The organism is Shinella curvata, from assembly GCF_022899935.1.
Lineage (GTDB): Bacteria > Pseudomonadota > Alphaproteobacteria > Rhizobiales > Rhizobiaceae > Shinella > Shinella curvata.
Genome location: NZ_JALJCJ010000006.1, coordinates 154,960 through 168,578, shown reverse-complemented (window position 1 = coordinate 168,578; position 13,619 = coordinate 154,960). Strand labels below are relative to the sequence as shown.

Annotated in this window: 19 protein-coding genes; 10 read left to right on the top strand and 9 right to left on the bottom strand. The window is 63.4% G+C overall.

Annotated features, from left to right (window positions below; all coding sequences use genetic code 11):
• The first annotated feature begins 58 nt into the window (after positions 1-58).
• A complete protein-coding gene (locus MUU55_RS21625; protein WP_244762851.1) occupies positions 59-487 on the top strand; it encodes a globin family protein in 429 nt (142 codons plus the stop codon).
• A gap of 27 nt (positions 488-514) precedes the next feature.
• Here MUU55_RS21625 and MUU55_RS21620 read toward each other — a convergent pair whose 3' ends face one another.
• The 5 genes from MUU55_RS21620 to MUU55_RS21600 form a co-directional block, all read right to left on the bottom strand.
• Positions 515-1,255, bottom strand: coding sequence for a response regulator (locus tag MUU55_RS21620; RefSeq protein ID WP_244762850.1), 741 nt, complete (start codon positions 1,253-1,255; stop codon positions 515-517).
• A 200-nt stretch (positions 1,256-1,455) separates the two neighbouring features.
• Positions 1,456-1,935 carry a DoxX family protein gene (locus MUU55_RS21615; RefSeq protein WP_244763133.1) on the bottom strand — a complete coding sequence of 160 codons (480 nt, stop codon included), beginning with the start codon at positions 1,933-1,935 and terminating at the stop codon, positions 1,456-1,458.
• Complete coding sequence (locus MUU55_RS21610) at positions 1,928-2,719, bottom strand: HvfC/BufC N-terminal domain-containing protein (protein WP_244762849.1); 792 nt, start codon at positions 2,717-2,719, stop codon at positions 1,928-1,930. The genes MUU55_RS21615 and MUU55_RS21610 overlap by 8 nt, the downstream gene beginning before the upstream one ends.
• Positions 2,716-3,570: an MNIO family bufferin maturase gene (bufB, locus tag MUU55_RS21605; RefSeq protein WP_244762848.1), complete on the bottom strand. Its 855-nt coding sequence runs from the start codon at positions 3,568-3,570 to the stop codon at positions 2,716-2,718. Before bufB ends, MUU55_RS21610 begins: the two co-directional genes overlap by 4 nt.
• Positions 3,571-3,637: 67 nt before the next feature.
• Positions 3,638-3,919: a BufA1 family periplasmic bufferin-type metallophore gene (locus tag MUU55_RS21600; RefSeq protein WP_244762847.1), complete on the bottom strand. Its 282-nt coding sequence runs from the start codon at positions 3,917-3,919 to the stop codon at positions 3,638-3,640.
• A 222-nt stretch (positions 3,920-4,141) separates the two neighbouring features.
• On the opposite strand from MUU55_RS21600, the gene MUU55_RS21595 reads away from it, so the two are divergent.
• Positions 4,142-4,696 (top strand): sigma-70 family RNA polymerase sigma factor, encoded by a 555-nt coding sequence (locus MUU55_RS21595; protein ID WP_244762846.1) that lies wholly within the window; start codon positions 4,142-4,144, stop codon positions 4,694-4,696.
• Between the two features lies 1 nt (position 4,697).
• Positions 4,698-5,333, top strand: a complete 636-nt coding sequence (locus tag MUU55_RS21590; RefSeq protein ID WP_244762845.1) for an NrsF family protein — start codon at positions 4,698-4,700, stop codon at positions 5,331-5,333.
• A 69-nt stretch (positions 5,334-5,402) separates the two neighbouring features.
• Here the strand turns inward: MUU55_RS21590 and MUU55_RS21585 are convergent, their stop codons facing one another.
• Together MUU55_RS21585 and MUU55_RS21580 are read right to left on the bottom strand one after the other, a co-directional pair.
• Positions 5,403-5,996, bottom strand: coding sequence for a UbiX family flavin prenyltransferase (locus tag MUU55_RS21585; RefSeq protein ID WP_244762844.1), 594 nt, complete (start codon positions 5,994-5,996; stop codon positions 5,403-5,405).
• Positions 5,993-7,504, bottom strand: coding sequence for a UbiD family decarboxylase (locus tag MUU55_RS21580; RefSeq protein ID WP_244762843.1), 1,512 nt, complete (start codon positions 7,502-7,504; stop codon positions 5,993-5,995). The genes MUU55_RS21585 and MUU55_RS21580 overlap by 4 nt, the downstream gene beginning before the upstream one ends.
• A 108-nt stretch (positions 7,505-7,612) precedes the next feature.
• Here MUU55_RS21580 and ubiT point away from each other — a divergent pair, with 108 nt between their 5' ends.
• Genes ubiT through ubiV form a run of 3 tightly spaced genes read left to right on the top strand, consistent with a single transcriptional unit; the run spans position 7,613 to position 10,031 of the window.
• The gene (gene ubiT, locus MUU55_RS21575; RefSeq protein WP_244762842.1) at positions 7,613-8,119 is read left to right on the top strand and encodes a ubiquinone anaerobic biosynthesis accessory factor UbiT; all 507 of its coding nucleotides are present in this window, start codon (positions 7,613-7,615) and stop codon (positions 8,117-8,119) included.
• On the top strand, positions 8,110-9,087 hold the full coding sequence (gene ubiU, locus MUU55_RS21570; RefSeq protein WP_244762841.1) for a ubiquinone anaerobic biosynthesis protein UbiU: 978 nt from the start codon (positions 8,110-8,112) through the stop codon (positions 9,085-9,087). Before ubiT ends, ubiU begins: the two co-directional genes overlap by 10 nt.
• Positions 9,088-9,098: 11 nt before the next feature.
• Positions 9,099-10,031 (top strand): ubiquinone anaerobic biosynthesis protein UbiV, encoded by a 933-nt coding sequence (ubiV, locus tag MUU55_RS21565; protein WP_244762840.1) that lies wholly within the window; start codon positions 9,099-9,101, stop codon positions 10,029-10,031.
• 8 nt (positions 10,032-10,039) lie between these two features.
• Here the strand turns inward: ubiV and MUU55_RS21560 are convergent, their stop codons facing one another.
• Both MUU55_RS21560 and MUU55_RS21555 read right to left on the bottom strand, forming a co-directional pair.
• Entirely contained in the window at positions 10,040-10,501 is a 462-nt protein-coding gene (locus MUU55_RS21560; protein WP_244762839.1) for a hemerythrin domain-containing protein, read from the bottom strand.
• Between the two features lie 8 nt (positions 10,502-10,509).
• Positions 10,510-10,665 (bottom strand): hypothetical protein, encoded by a 156-nt coding sequence (locus MUU55_RS21555; RefSeq protein WP_244762838.1) that lies wholly within the window; start codon positions 10,663-10,665, stop codon positions 10,510-10,512.
• 99 nt (positions 10,666-10,764) lie between these two features.
• Between MUU55_RS21555 and MUU55_RS21550 the strand changes: the two genes are divergently transcribed.
• The 4 genes from MUU55_RS21550 to MUU55_RS21535 all read left to right on the top strand — a co-directional run bounded on the left by MUU55_RS21550 (position 10,765) and on the right by MUU55_RS21535 (position 13,579).
• Positions 10,765-11,325, top strand: coding sequence for a cytochrome c oxidase subunit 3 (locus tag MUU55_RS21550; RefSeq protein WP_244762837.1), 561 nt, complete (start codon positions 10,765-10,767; stop codon positions 11,323-11,325).
• A gap of 10 nt (positions 11,326-11,335) precedes the next feature.
• Entirely contained in the window at positions 11,336-11,611 is a 276-nt protein-coding gene (locus MUU55_RS21545; RefSeq protein ID WP_244762836.1) for a cytochrome C oxidase subunit IV family protein, read from the top strand.
• A 157-nt stretch (positions 11,612-11,768) separates the two neighbouring features.
• The gene (locus MUU55_RS21540) at positions 11,769-12,221 is read left to right on the top strand and encodes a c-type cytochrome (protein ID WP_244762835.1); all 453 of its coding nucleotides are present in this window, start codon (positions 11,769-11,771) and stop codon (positions 12,219-12,221) included.
• 11 nt (positions 12,222-12,232) lie between these two features.
• Complete coding sequence (locus MUU55_RS21535; RefSeq protein ID WP_244762834.1) at positions 12,233-13,579, top strand: nitric-oxide reductase large subunit; 1,347 nt, start codon at positions 12,233-12,235, stop codon at positions 13,577-13,579.
• Positions 13,580-13,619 lie beyond the last annotated feature (40 nt).

Here is a 13,619-nt window from a genome sequence, read left to right as displayed (position 1 = left end):
GGCCGGAAACCACCGTCGTCTAGAGTGGCGCCATCGAACAACCGCTGGAGCCCGTATCATGGATGACCACAAGATCGCATTGCTTGAAACCACATTCGCCGAGGTCAGGGCCTCGCAGGAAACCGCCGCTGCGCTGTTTTATGAACGGCTCTTCGTCAACGATCCGTCGCTGCGGCGGCTTTTCACGGGGTCCGACATGTCCGCACAGGGTCGCAAGCTGATGGCGGCGCTGGCGCTTGCCGTCAATTCGCTGCGCAAGCTCGATGCGCTCGTGCCCGTGCTGGAGGGCCTTGCCGTCAAGCACGTCACCTATGGCGTCGAGCGTGGCCACTATGAGACGGTGGGCAAGGCGCTGATCGAGACCCTGTCGCTTTCCTTCGGTGAGCGGTTCACCGCCGAGGTCCGCAATGCCTGGACGGAGACGTACCAACTCGTCGCCGCTGTGATGATGCGCGCGGCCTATGAACCCGAGACCGTGCCGGCTTGAAGCCGGCCCGGCGAACGTGCAAACGCTCTAGGTGCCGCGATTGGTGACGAACATGTAGCCGACGCCGCGGATGGTCTTGATGGTCGCCGGCTTGGCGGGATCGGCTTCGATCTTCTTGCGCAGGCGCGTGATGCGAACGTCGATCGATCGGTCGAACGGCTCGTTGTCGCGGTTGTGGGCAAGGTCGAGCAGGCGGTCGCGGCTCAGCACCCGGTTGGGATGCTGGGCCAGCACACGCAGCAGGTCGAACTCCATGGCAGTCAGCGTCTCGCGTGTCCCGCCTTCGAGAATGAGGCAATGACCTTCGAGGTCGAGCTGTGCCCGGCCGAAGGTTACGAGGCCTTTGCCCGCTGCGGGGGCAGACTGGGCGACGGGCTCGGGCGGCTGGTTCGTGCCGCGGCGCAGGACGGCGCGGATGCGGGCCTTTAGCTCGCGCAGGTCGAAGGGTTTGGTCACGTAGTCATCCGCGCCCATTTCCAGCCCAACGACCCGGTCCACCACATCGGTGGCGCCAGTGAGCATGATGATGGGAACGGCGGACCCGGCACGGATGCGCCGGGCGATGGAAAAACCGTCTTCGGCCGGCAGGTTGAGGTCGATGATCAGCAGATCTGCCGGCCGTTCGCACAGCGCGGCATCGAGAGCTGCGCCGCTTGCCACGCCACGCACGGAAAATCCCTGGCCGGCGAGATAGTCCGAGACCATCTCCCGCAGGTCCTCGTCGTCATCGGTGACGATGACGTGGGGCGAAATCGCATGTTCGTTCAAGGGTGTGGCCCGGCGTGTTCTGTTCTTCCTCTAGTTGAACATAGCGCGAAGTATGACGTCTGTCGCGGTCGATCCGCTGGTCTGACAGAGCAAATCCAACCTATTTTTTCCAATAGTGGCGTTGTTGCCGCGACTTGGTTGTGTCGGGCCGGATTTGATAACCAGTGCGCGTGGTGAGCGTAGCGATTGTGCCGGTGACTTTACAAAAGCTGTTTGAGCGTTCGCACCGGAAAGGCGCGAAGGAGGGCTGCATCCAGGGAAACCATGCCGGGACCACGCGCCGCGATGAGCAACAGGCAGGCTGCCCAGGTGCCATGGGTCGGCCAGGCACCGGGATAGACGAAAATCTGGATCACGAGTGTCATCGCGAGCAGAGCCAGCGCGGACAGGCGGCTGGCGAGGCCGATGACGAGCAGCACCGGGAAAAAATGCTCCGCGAAGGCAGCGAGATGTGCGGCGAGCCACGGATCGATCAATGGCAGCTTGTATTCGTTCTCGAAGAGATAGAGCGCATTCTCGGAAAGCATCCAGCCGTCGACCTTGGTCTGTCCGGATTGCCAGAAGACGGCGGCAATCGAGAACCGCGCGATCAATGCAATGAGATCGTTGGGAATGCGCTCGAATGCGGGAAGCCCCAGACAGAAAAGCCGTCGCGGCAGGGATGGGGCGAGGTCAGGCATCGTGTCGGTTTTCATCGCTGGTCCCCTGGCTGAAGGCGGTGAATGCTCCTGAGCGGAGCAGGATCGCAAGGTTGGCTGAAAGATCGAAACGCGCTTCTGCGTGCTGCACGGCGTCTGCTGCGCCGGCAAGATTTACGCCGGCAGCGAGGTGCCGGAAGAAGGCTGCGCCGCCCGGCGGCAGGCCGGACATCTCGACGGTCATGCGCGGACGCACGACAAGGATATCCTCGCCCAGCCAGTCGTCCAATGCCGCGAGCGGCCGGCCACCGCTGTTCATGGCCCAGATGGTTGCAACGGGGTAAGGGGACGAGATGACCGAAAGGGAAGGGTGCGGCTTGAAGATGAGCGTCCGAAGCCGGTGCGGTTCAACATCCGCTAGGGTCCGCGCTTCGAGCGGTACCGCTTCTTCCGCGTGATAGGCACGCCCCCTGGCGACTTCCAGCCGCATCACATCCGGCAGGTAGGCAAGCTCGCGCGCTGGCTCGAAACCGGCGACGAAATCCGGGAAATCATCGCCATAGGCCAAAAGCAGCGGCGAGCGAGGTGGATGGAGCCGAATGAAGGCCTGTGCCATGGCGCGGAAAAAATCCGGCCCGACAATGTTGAGGGCTGCAGGGAAACGGGAGACCAGGGCCTCGGTCAGGCTGGCGATGATATTGTTTCGGTAGACTGAGTAGCGCCGCTCCAGGGCCGTGCCGTTCCATGCCGTAAGGCTGGACGGTGGTGGGGTGGTGGAGAAAAGGCCTATCGCGAAGGCGTTTTGGGTGGCGGCTGACATCGTCATGCTGCCCTCTGTTGCGCGGCGCGATCGAGAATGTGCTGCGCGGCTTCGGCTTCGGCGCGCAGCATCGGCCAGGCGGGCAGATCATTGTCCCACTCGACCAGGCTTGCAACCGGCCCGAGACGGCCGATCACGGTTTCGTAAAGCGCCCAGACGGGATCTTTGACGGGGGTGTCGTGGCTGTCGATCAGAAGGCAGGCGCCGTGGTCGTCGATGGTTTCCGAATGGCCACCCAGGTGAATTTCACGCACGGCTTCCAGCGGGAAGCGGGCGATATAGTCGCGAGGATCGAGATTGTGGTTCGTTGCCGCGACGAAGACATTGTTGACGTCGAGCAGCAGGCCGCAGCCGGTGCGCCGCGCGATCTCCGCAAGGAAGTCGGTTTCCTCGATCGTGCTTTCGGCAAACAGCAGATAGGTGGCGGGGTTTTCGAGCAGCATCTGCCGGCCGAGCGTCGCCTGCACCTGGTCGACATGCTCGATCACGCGGTCGAGCGTCTCCCGGGTATAGGGCAGCGGCAGGAGATCGTTGAGAAACACGCCGTCATGGCTCGACCACGCCAGGTGTTCGGAAAAGCTTTCAGGCCGGTAACGGTCGCACAGCGTCTTCAACCGGGCGAGGTGGTCGCGGTCGAGCGGCTGCATCGAACCAATCGAAAGGCCGACGCCGTGAATGGAAAGCGCATAGTCTTCCCGCAACTTGCCAAGCTGGGCATGTGGCGGACCACCCGCGCCCATGTAGTTCTCGGCATGGACCTCGAAGAAGCCGATCGTCTGCGGTTCGGCAAGAATGTCGGCGAAATGCTCGGGCTTGAAACCGACGCCCGCGCGGCGTGGAAGAGCGGAGGGGATCATGAGATGCCTTTCTGGAGCGAAGCGACGACGCCCGTGGGCGTCGTCCGTGAGGGGCGCCGGGCGGGCCTCAGGCCGGAGCGGGGCCCTGTTCCAGCATGCCGTGACCGGTGGGGGTCTTCATCGAGACGCAGGTACCCTTGGGTACCAGCTTGAAGGCGTTCTGCTGGTAATCGATCTTCGACGTACCGGCGCAGGTCGTGCCCGGACCGGCGGCGCAGTCGTTCTGCCCCTTCATCGCGATGCCGTAGCACTTTTCCTTGGCATCCTCCGCGGCGGCAGGCGTGGCGATGGCGGCAAGAGCGGACGCAAGCGAACCGGCAAGGGCGAGGGTGGCGATCGTGGTCTTCATGTTTCGTCTCCGTTGGTGCAACCGTGTTTAGCTGTGCATCGACGGCTACGGAGGGCGCCTGCCCGATGTTACAGGACAGGGTGTCGATTTTTTTGAGCGACTGCTCCGGCATGTCGGTGTTCGACAAAAAATCACAATCGCTTCAAATGGTTATGTGCACTAAGAATTTCTTCTTGCGGACGTGGTAACAAAGTCGTGTTGCCGGACGTAGAGCAGTCAGTGGTGAAACAGTCGATGCGCGAAGAGGAATGGGCCGCCTGGCTGCGCCTCGCCATGAAGGGCGATGCGCAGGCCTACAACCGTTTCCTTCTCGCAGTGACCCCGCATTTGCGCAGCATGGCGCGGCGGCGCTGTGATCAGTTTGGCGCGCCGCCGAGCGAGGCGGAGGATGTCGTGCAGGAGGTCCTGCTTGCCATCCATCTGAAACGCGGCACCTGGGATCCCACCCGTCCGCTCGGCCCCTGGCTGACGACGATCGTGCGCAACAAGCTGATCGACAGCCTGCGCCGGCGTGGGCGGCACCTGAATGTGCCGATCGATGACGTCTCGGCGTTTCTGGAGGCGGAAAGCGAAACGCACGAGGCCGCCGATCGGCTCGACACCGAGACGGTGCTGGCACGGCTGAAGGATCCTCAGCGTGACATCGTGCGCTCCATCTCGATTGAGGGGGCGGGGATCCGGGAAACGGCGGCACGGCTGAAAATGACGGAGGTTGCCGTGCGCGTATCCCTTCACCGGGCGCTGAAATCCCTGGCCGCGCTTTATCGGAGCAAATGACATGAAGACGGATGACCTGATCACTCTGATGACGCAAGATGCCCCGGTCGGCATGCGCTATGGCCGCGCGATCGTCATCGCACTCGCCGCCGGCTTCGTCTTTTCCGCTCTCCTGCTCGTCTTCACCGTCGGCCTGCGGCACAATTTGGCAACGGTGTTCGAGACTGCCCGGGTGGTCTTCAAGATCGTCGTGACGATCCTCCTCGCCATCCTTGCGATGCGTCTCGCCATGCGCGTCGGCCGACCGGGCGAAGAGCTGCGTGTCCCGGTGTGCCTGCTCGCTGTACCGGTGCTGATGGTCGTCTCTGCCGTTATCGCGGAGCTTGTCGTGCTGCCGGTCGATACCTGGCGGGCCAATCTCCTCGGCCGCAATGCCCTGTTCTGCCTGTTTTTCGTTCCGGTCCTGTCGCTGGTGCCCTTGGTGGGCCTGTTCTGGGCGCTGAAAAAAGGCGCTCCTGCAAATCCGATGGCGGCCGGTGCTGCTGCGGGACTTGCCGCCGGCGCTATGGCCGCTGCCATCTATGCCTGGCACTGCCCCGATGACAGCCCGCTGTTCCTTGCGACCTGGTACACACTCGCGATCTCTATCGTAACGGCTGCAGGCGCGGCCGCTGGTCACCGCTGGCTACGCTGGTAGATTGCGAAGCCGGCGTTTGCTCATGAGGCTCTTCCCGCAGCAAGATCGGGAAAGAAGGCGTCTGCAAATCTATCGGCTATTCGCCGCGTCAGATCCGGTCCAGGCGCGCGCCAGAGGGTCGATCGGAATTCCAAGGAGATCAATCGCACGGGCGGCAAGGTGGTCGACGATGTCGGCAACGGAGCCGGGGCAATGATAGAAAGCCGGGACGGGTGGCATGATGATGGCGCCCATCTCGCTTGCCGCGACCATCGCCCGCAGATGACCCAGATGCAGCGGGGTCTCCCGTGCCAGCAGCACGAGACGGCGGCGTTCCTTCAATTGCACGTCGGCCGCGCGGGTGAGCAGGGTATCGGCCCGGCTGGTGGTGATAGCCGACAGGGTCTGCATCGAGCAGGGTGCCACGATCATGCCGCGCACGGGGAAGGAGCCGCTGGCGATGGAGGCGCCGATGTCGCCGATCGGGTGATGGTGATGGACAAGGGGTGTCAGGCTCTCGATCGTATCGATCCCGCATTCCAGCGCGAGCGTGCGCCGTGCCGGGTCGGAGACGACGAGATGGATCTCTATGTCGGGAAGCGCTGCGAGCCGTTCGATGATACGCACGCCGAGTGCAGCACCCGAGGCGCCGGAAATGCCGACGATGATGCGCTCTATGGTCATGTTGTCGTCTCCCCGAGGCCAAGCCGGTTCCAGAGTGCGTCGACCCGCGCCGTCACGTCCGGCGTCATGGTGAGAGCACGGCCCCATTCCCGGTCGGTTTCGGCGCCGATTTTCGTGGTGGCGTCGAGACCGAGTTTGCCGCCGAGGCCGGATTTTGGTGAGGCGAAATCGAGATAGTCGATCGGCGTGTTGTCGACGAGCATAAGGTCGCGGCTGGCGTCGAACCGGGTGGAAAGCGCCCAGATGACATCCCCCCAGCTCCTGACATTGATGTCGTCATCCACGGCGATGATCAACTTGGTGTAGCTGAACTGCGGCAGCATCGACCAGAGGCCCATCATCACTCGCCGCGCCTGACCCGGATAGCGTTTGTCGATGGAGACGACCATGGCGCGGTAGGAGCAGGCTTCGGGCGGCAGCCAGAGGCCCCGGATTTCGGGAAACTGACGGCGCACCAAAGGCACGAAGAGTTCGTTCATCGCCTCGCCGAGACGGGACGGCTCGTCCGGCGGCCGGCCGGTATAGGTGGAGAGATAGAGCGGGTTTTTGCGCATGGTGATCGCCGATAGCGTCAGGACCGGGAAGGTTTCGACGGAATTGTAGTAGCCGGTATGATCGCCGTAGGGACCTTCCTCGGCGGTTTCGTGTGCGGAAACGATGCCTTCCAACACGATCTCCGCGCTGGCGGGGATGGGGATGGGTACGGTTACACCCGGCGCTGTCTGCTGTCGCCGGCCGCTGAGGACGCCGGCAAAGGCGAGCTCGCTCATACCGTCCGGCAGCGGCATCACCGCGGAGAGGATGGTCGCCGGGTCCGCGCCGATGACGACGGCGACCGGCATGTTTCGCCCAAGCGCCTGCCAGAGCCGATGATGGCGCGCGCCGCCGCGATGGGCGAGCCAGCGCAGGATCAGCCTATCCTTACCGAGCTTTTGCATGCGGTACACGCCGACATTGATATCGGATGCATCATCGGGCGCCTGCGTGATGACAAGCGGCCAACTGACGAGCGGGGCGGGTTCGCCGGGCCAGCATGTCTGGATCGGCAGCCGGTCGAGATCGATGGCCTCGCCTTGCCAGATGGTTTGCTGGCAGGGTGGACGCAAGACGGTGCGCGGATTCATCGAAAGCGCCGCCTTCAAATGCGGCAGCTTCTGCCAGGCATCGCGCACCGAACGCGGCGGCTTGGGCTCACGCAGATCCGCAAGAAAGGCGGCAAGACGCGGCAGCGTACCGGCTTCGAGACCGAAACCCCATTCGATCCGCTCGCGGGTGCCGAAGAGATTGGCAAGCAGTGGTATCGGCTGGACGTTGCCGGCGCCATCGACGGGCCGCTCGAAAAGCAGGGCCGGTCCCTCCTCCATCAGCACGCGGCGATGGATTTCGGTAACGTCGTGCACCAGCGAGACGGGCTCGCGAATACGCTTCAACCGCGCCCGGTCTTCGAGCAGGGCAACGAAATCCTGCAGGCTGTCGTAGCGGCGTGGAATGCGGACATCGGCTTTCATGCCGAACCTCTGCCGGGGAAAAACGTCCCGGTCTTTGTGCTGGCGCAAATTCCCGCGAGCCGACGCTCCCTAGGCTTTGCACATCCAGTCCCGCCAAAGCGAGCCCGCATGCCCAAGCTCCCCCCGCTCCTTGCCAAACCCGTCGAATTCTTACCGCTCTGGCTTGTCGAGCGTGCGGCGCGCGGGATATTTTCCGGTGTACTGAAGGCCCACCCCGGTCTCTTCGAGAGGCTCGGCGACTACCGGCAGACATGCTACTGCTTTTCACCATCCGATCTGTCGCTGCATTTTCGCGTGGTGCCGGCGGCGCAGACGCTTTCCGTCTCGCGCGGCGAACCTCCACCGGCTGATGCGCGTATCGAGGGGCCGCTCGCGCTTCTTCTCGGCCTGCTGGAAGGGCGCTGCGATGCCGATGCGCTGTTCTTTTCTCGCGATCTTTCCGTCATCGGCGACATGGAGGCGATGCTGGCGCTACGCAACGCGCTGGATGACAGCGCGATCGATCTGCCACGCGAACTCGGTGCGCTGGCCGGGCCGTTCTCGCCGCTGGTGACCGGCGCGGCGCGTCATATCCGCACCCACATGCTCGCAGAAAGGCAGGCGACATGGAACTGATCTGCCCCGCCGGTACGCCTGCAGCCTTCCGCGAAGCGCTGGATGCCGGCGCGGATGCCGTCTATTGCGGCTTCCGCGACGAGACCAATGCCCGCAACTTTCCCGGTCTCAACTTCAGCCGCGACGAACTGCGCCAGTCCATAGCACTCGCCCACGGCCGGAACGTGCAGACCTTCATCGCACTCAACACCTTCATGCGGGCGGGCGACGAAGCGCTCTGGTACCGCGCTGCCGACGACGCGGTGGAGATGGGGGCGGATGCGCTCATCCTCGCCGATTTCGGGCTGATGGCCTACGTGGCGGAGCGATATCCGGAGCAGCGGCTGCACGTCTCCGTCCAGGCGTCGGCTTCGAACCCGGATGCGATCCGTTTTCTCGTCGAGGCCTTCGGGGTGAAGCGCGTGGTGCTGCCGCGCGTGCTGACGGTGCAGGATATCGCCCGGCTGACACGGCAGATCGATTGCGAGGTCGAAGTCTTCGCCTTCGGCGGCCTCTGCGTGATGGCGGAGGGGCGCTGCTCGCTTTCCTCCTATGCGACGGGCAAGTCACCCAACATGTCCGGTGTCTGCTCGCCGGCGAGCCATGTTCGCTACCGGGAGGAGGGCGGGACGCTGGTCTCCGAACTTGGCGCCTATACGATCAACCGGTTCGGTCCCGGCGAGGCTTCGGGCTATCCCACATTGTGCAAGGGACGCTTCGACGTCGGCGGCACGGAGGGATACGCTTTCGAGGATCCGGTTTCGCTCGATGTGATCGACGAGATCGACGCTCTCAGGGCGGCCGGCGTCTCGGCGTTGAAGATCGAAGGGCGGCAACGTGGCAAGGCCTATGTCGCGGAGGTCGTGTCGTCCCTGAAGAGGGCACTCGACGCCGGCCCGGCAGAACGGGCCAAGCTGGTTTCCCGGCTGCGGGTGATGAGCGAGGGGCAGCGCACGACCTCTGGCGCTTACGACAAACGCTGGCGATAGGAGACGACTGGATGGAAACGAAGCGCGCGGCGTTGAGCCTGGGGCCGATCTATTATCTGTGGGATGGGCCGAAATGGCGGGATTTCTATTTTCGCATTGCCGATGAAGCCGCGGTTGAACATGTCACGATCGGCGAGACGGTCTGTTTCAAGCGCCAGCATTTCAGCGAGCCGCATGTCGCCGAGGTCATTGAGCGGCTGGAGGCCGCCGGCAAGCGGGTGACGTTCTCGACCCTTGCCATGGTGACGCTGGAACGTGAAAGCCGGCATGTTCGCGAGCTCATCCGTGACAGCGCTCATTCGGTGGAAGCGAACGATCTCTCCGCGCTTGGTCTCCTCAAGGGGGTGGCGCATTCGATCGGCCCGCTGGTCAATGTCTACAATGCCGCGACGGCACGTACGCTTGCCGCGCGCGGGGCGGAAAACATCTGCCTGCCGCCAGAACTTCCCGCCGCCTCCATCCAGCGGATGCTGAACGCCATGCCGGACTTTTCCTTTGAGCTTTTTGCGTTCGGCCGCATGCCGCTCGCCATTTCGGCGCGATGCGCCCATGCCCGGTCAAAGGGTCTCACAAAGGACAGCTGTCAATTCATCTGCGGCGAGGACCCGGATGGCCTGCCGCTACGCACGCTCGACCGCCAGTCGTTCCTGGTGCTCAATGGTGTGCAGACCATGTCGAGCAGCTGTGCCGTCTTGCTGGACGATCTCCTGCCGCTGGTCGAGGCCGGCCTCGCCCGCATCCGCCTTTCGCCGCAGGATTGCGACATAGTCCGCGTCGCATCGCTCTATCGGGCGGTGCTCGATGGCCGGATAGGGGGCGACGAAGCGCTGGTGGAACTGGCAACGGTCTATCCTGGCGTGCGCTTCTCGAACGGCTTCCTGCACCAACGGGAAGGGGCAACCTGGGTCGCGCGGGGGCGAAATGTGACGACCGCGGGGGCGTGACGGGCATTTCAGCCGAAGATATCGCGCGCTTCCGCCTTGGCCGCCAGCAGGCTTTCGAGAACAATCTTCTCGGAGAAGACGTGGCGGCGCAGGCTTTCCTGAAAGCCGCCAAGCATACGGGAGATCGTGTCGGGCGAAAGCCCGCACTGGCCGTCCGCGACGGCCTTGAGGGTGAGGGACAACTCTTCCGCCGCAAGCCGGTCGCAGCGGTGTTCGGCCTTGAGGCGCTCTATGGCGAGGGCGGCGAAGCAGGAGCCGGCATGGCGGTCGAAATCAGGAAAGAGCAGGCGCTCCTCAAGATCGTGCACGGATTCCAGGAGAGGCGGCATGGCGTCGGCGAGGTCTGCCAGGTCTCCGGCAATATCGAGGTCGCTCGCAGCCTCTTCGAGACGCAGGCAAAGATCGAGCAGGCGGCCGTGCAGCGCTTCCAGTTGGCCGATATCGGAGGCGGCGAGGGTTTGTTCGCTCATGCGTTCTCCTACTGCCCGAAGAACAGCACGGCGGCGATGACGAGAGAGGCGCCGACGGCCGAGAGTGTGCCGGCGCCCTGAAGCACGCCCATGCGGTAGAGCATCAGGGCGAAGCCGATAATGACGGGGGCCGCGACGACAAGGCCGATCTGCGCGTCGGTCATGAGAGTATCCTTTCCTTTGTTGCCATCCTGCCGTGTCCGCGCGCGCCGATCTTTGTGCCGGCGCAAAGAAGGCAGCGGCACGACCGGCTAGAAAAGGCCATGGCGACGACGGATGATTTCAGCATGGCGGGGACGAAGGCACAGGGCGGCGAGGGCGACAGCCTGCTGTTGTGGATTCTGGTCTGGAGCGAGCTTGCCGCCTTCGGTGTGCTGCTCATTGCCTTCATGATCATGATGATGCTGAACCCGGACGGTGCGGCGCTGTTCCGCAGTCATCTTCATCCGGGTCTCGCTGCGGCCAACACGATCATCCTCGTGCTGAGCGGCTGGCAGGCCGCACTGGCCGTCCGGCTCGGCGGCGAAGGTAGGGCCGTCTGCCGCCCACTGTTACTGGCGGCACTCTTCGGTCTCGCCTTCGCGGCTGTGAAGGCTTTCGAATACACGCTGGAGATCCGCTCCGGCATCGGTGGCCTCGGCACGCTCGCCGAACTCTATTTCATCGTGACGGGCTTCCATTTGCTGCATGTCGTCTTCGGCGCGGCGATCTTGCTTCTCGTCGCCTGGAGGCCTTCGCGCGGCAATGTCGTGATGATCGCTACACTGTGGCACGCGATCGATCTCGTCTGGCTCGTCATGTTCCCCATCGTCTATCTTACCTGAGGATTTCCCGATGAACCGACAGGCCCGCGAACAGTTTTTCGCCACCCTCGCCATGCTGCTGACGCTCGCCGCTGGCGGCGCTTTTGTCGGCGGCCTTTCAGGCGGATTGCTGGTGCCGATCACCGCCGTGCTTGTCATGGCCTATGCCAAGGGTCGCTTCATCGTGCTCGATTTCATGGAACTGCGCGCAAGCCGGAGCATCCTGAAGTCCGCGCTGCTTGCCTGGCCGGCGGTTCTCCTGTCGCTGGCGCTCATGCGCGCCGTCACCGTTTCGCTCATCGGCTGACGAACCGCGCGGATCTTTGCCTGCGCGCAAAGAAGCCTTTTCCCGCGGCGCTAGAACGGAAGCGTCCCGCATCGTCGGCGAGGGGATCGCCGGCACCCAGTTTCGCGGGGTTTGACGCCGGTGCCCGAGGGGTTCTGGCCAAGGAAAGGACCAGGGGATGGCAGAGCGCCTAACCAAGACCGGGGCCCGCAACGTCTTCTATGGCGGGTCCATCTTCTTCTTCACGATCTTCGTGGGGCTGACCGCCCATTCGCATTACTACATGCGCACGGTCTCCACCGACGAGACCACGCTGACCGACAGCGTCGCGCGCGGCAAACACGTCTGGGAAAAGAACGCCTGTATCAACTGCCACACGCTGCTCGGCGAGGGTGCCTATTTCGCGCCCGAACTCGGCAATGTGTGGAAGCGCTATGGTGGCGCGGAAGACCCGGAAGGTGCCCGCGAGGCGCTGAAAGCCTGGATGGCCGCCCAGCCGAGCGGCGCGGAAGGCCGGCGGCAGATGCCGCAGTTCAATCTCACCGAACAGGAGGTCAACGATCTCGCCGACTTCCTCGAATGGACGAGCAAGATCAAGACCCAGAACTGGCCGCCGAACGACGCCGGTTAAGGAGAGACAACATGAAATATCAAACGCAAAAGGTCGCGATGCTGTATTTTTACGGCGCGCTCGGCCTGTTTCTCGCCCAGGTGCTGTTCGGCGTCGTGGCCGGCACGATCTATGTGCTGCCCAACACCCTGTCCGAACTCCTGCCCTTCAACATCGTGCGCATGATCCACACCAATGCGCTCGTCGTATGGCTGCTCATGGGCTTCATGGGCGCCACCTATTACATGATCCCCGAGGAGACCGAGACGGAGCTTTACAGCCCGAAACTCGCGGTCGCGCAGTTCTGGATGTTCTTCGTCGCGGCGGGCCTCACGGTTGTCGGCTACATGTTCCGCATCCATGAAGGCCGCGAGTTCCTCGAGCAGACCTTCATTGCAAAGGTGGGGATCGTCGTGGTCGTGCTGATGTTCCTGTTCAACATCACCATGACGGCGCTGAAGGGTCGCAAGACCACGGTCATCAATATCCTGCTCTTCGGTCTCTGGGGGTTGGCGCTGTTCTTCCTCTTCGCCTTCTACAACCCGATCAACCTGGCGCTCGACAAGATGTACTGGTGGTACGTCATCCACCTCTGGGTCGAGGGCGTCTGGGAGCTGATCATGGCCTCCGTGCTCGCCTTCCTGATGATCAAGCTCAATGGCATCGACCGCGAGGTTGTGGAGAAGTGGCTCTATGTCATCGTCGGCCTGGCTCTGTTCTCGGGCATTCTCGGCACGGGCCACCACTATTACTGGATCGGCGCGCCGGGCTACTGGCAGTGGATCGGCTCGCTGTTCTCGACTTTGGAAGTGGCACCGTTCTTCACCATGGTCATCTTCACCTTCGTGATGACCTGGAAGGCCGGCCGCAACCATCCGAACAAGGCAGCACTTCTGTGGTCGATCGGCTGCTCGGTCATGGCCTTCTTCGGCGCCGGTGTCTGGGGCTTCCTGCACACGCTGTCGTCGGTGAACTATTACAGCCACGGCACGCAGATGACGGCGGCGCACGGACACCTCGCCTTCTTCGGCGCCTATGTGATGCTGAACCTCGCCATGATGGCCTATGCCATCCCGGAGATCCGCGGCCGCCAGCCCTACAACCAGTGGCTCTCGATCGTCAGCTTCTGGATCATGTGCACCGCCATGTCGGTCATGACCTTCGCGCTCACCTTCGCGGGTGTGGTCCAGATCCATCTCCAGCGCGTGCTCGGCGAAAGCTTCATGGACGTGCAGGACCAGTTGGCGCTGTTCTACTGGGTCCGTCTCGGCTCGGGCGTGGTCGTGCTCGTCTCGGCGCTGATGTTCATCTGGGCCGTGCTGGTGCCCGGCCGTGAGCGTACCGACAGCCTTACCCGGATGGTCCAACCCGCCGAGTGAGTGCCGGCCGGCCCCGTCATCCCACGGGGCCGGCACCTTT

Bases quoted from the DNA above. Each gene is read 5' to 3' on its own strand.
- MUU55_RS21625 (WP_244762851.1), top strand. From the start codon at position 59: ATGGATGACCACAAGATCGCATTGCTTGAAACCACATTCGCCGAGGTC.
- MUU55_RS21615 (WP_244763133.1), bottom strand. From the start codon at position 1,935: ATGCCTGACCTCGCCCCATCCCTGCCGCGACGGCTTTTCTGTCTGGGG.
- MUU55_RS21610 (WP_244762849.1), bottom strand. From the start codon at position 2,719: ATGACGATGTCAGCCGCCACCCAAAACGCCTTCGCGATAGGCCTTTTC.
- bufB (WP_244762848.1), bottom strand. From the start codon at position 3,570: ATGATCCCCTCCGCTCTTCCACGCCGCGCGGGCGTCGGTTTCAAGCCC.
- MUU55_RS21600 (WP_244762847.1), bottom strand. From the start codon at position 3,919: ATGAAGACCACGATCGCCACCCTCGCCCTTGCCGGTTCGCTTGCGTCC.
- MUU55_RS21590 (WP_244762845.1), top strand. From the start codon at position 4,698: ATGAAGACGGATGACCTGATCACTCTGATGACGCAAGATGCCCCGGTC.
- MUU55_RS21585 (WP_244762844.1), bottom strand. From the start codon at position 5,996: ATGACCATAGAGCGCATCATCGTCGGCATTTCCGGCGCCTCGGGTGCT.
- MUU55_RS21580 (WP_244762843.1), bottom strand. From the start codon at position 7,504: ATGAAAGCCGATGTCCGCATTCCACGCCGCTACGACAGCCTGCAGGAT.
- ubiT (WP_244762842.1), top strand. From the start codon at position 7,613: ATGCCCAAGCTCCCCCCGCTCCTTGCCAAACCCGTCGAATTCTTACCG.
- ubiU (WP_244762841.1), top strand. From the start codon at position 8,110: ATGGAACTGATCTGCCCCGCCGGTACGCCTGCAGCCTTCCGCGAAGCG.
- ubiV (WP_244762840.1), top strand. From the start codon at position 9,099: ATGGAAACGAAGCGCGCGGCGTTGAGCCTGGGGCCGATCTATTATCTG.
- MUU55_RS21560 (WP_244762839.1), bottom strand. From the start codon at position 10,501: ATGAGCGAACAAACCCTCGCCGCCTCCGATATCGGCCAACTGGAAGCG.
- MUU55_RS21555 (WP_244762838.1), bottom strand. From the start codon at position 10,665: ATGACCGACGCGCAGATCGGCCTTGTCGTCGCGGCCCCCGTCATTATC.
- MUU55_RS21550 (WP_244762837.1), top strand. From the start codon at position 10,765: ATGGCGACGACGGATGATTTCAGCATGGCGGGGACGAAGGCACAGGGC.
- MUU55_RS21545 (WP_244762836.1), top strand. From the start codon at position 11,336: ATGAACCGACAGGCCCGCGAACAGTTTTTCGCCACCCTCGCCATGCTG.
- MUU55_RS21540 (WP_244762835.1), top strand. From the start codon at position 11,769: ATGGCAGAGCGCCTAACCAAGACCGGGGCCCGCAACGTCTTCTATGGC.
- MUU55_RS21535 (WP_244762834.1), top strand. From the start codon at position 12,233: ATGAAATATCAAACGCAAAAGGTCGCGATGCTGTATTTTTACGGCGCG.